This is a genomic window from Roseateles sp. P5_E1 (assembly GCF_054049335.1).
Window position 1 is genome coordinate 1 of the sequence record NZ_JBFUMN010000353.1, and the last position, 575, is coordinate 575.

1 protein-coding gene is annotated in these 575 nt (G+C 70.8%); it reads left to right on the forward strand.

The window, feature by feature from the left end; all coding sequences use genetic code 11:
* The coding region (locus ACXJKJ_RS31480) for a metalloregulator ArsR/SmtB family transcription factor (protein WP_457395597.1) at nt 1–575 on the forward strand (575 nt) is incomplete at both ends.

Genomic DNA, 575 nt, shown 5'->3' on the forward strand with positions numbered 1-575 from the left:
GGTCCACACGCCTCAAGGTTTTCGCCGACGCCACGCGCGTCCGCCTGCTCGCCCTGCTCGAGCGGGAAGAGATGACCGTGGCCGAGTTGTCGGCGATCACACGGCTGGCGCAGCCGCGCGTTTCCACCCATCTGTCCAAGCTCAAGGAAGCCGGGCTGGTGCGCGACCGCCGCTCCGGGGTGTCCGCCTACTACCGCTTCGACGAAGGCGCACTCGATGCAGCCCAGGCTGCGCTCTGGCAAACCCTGCGCGAGGGCAGCGACGATCCGCTGCTGCGCCAGGACAAGGACCGCGTCGCCGCCGTGCTGGCCGCGCGCGCCAGCGAGCAGAACTGGGCGGACTCGGTGGCCGGCGACATGGAGCGCCACTACTCCCCCGGCCGCACCTGGGAAGCGCTGGCGCGCTCGGCCGTACCGCTGCTGCAGCCGGGCGACGTGCTGGATATCGCCTCCGGCGACGGCGTGCTGGCCGAACTGGTGGCCCCGCACTCGAACCGCTACGTCTGCCTCGACTCGAGCACCAAGGTCGTGCTCGCCGCATCCGAGCGCCTGCGCAAGCTGGAGAACGTCGAAGTC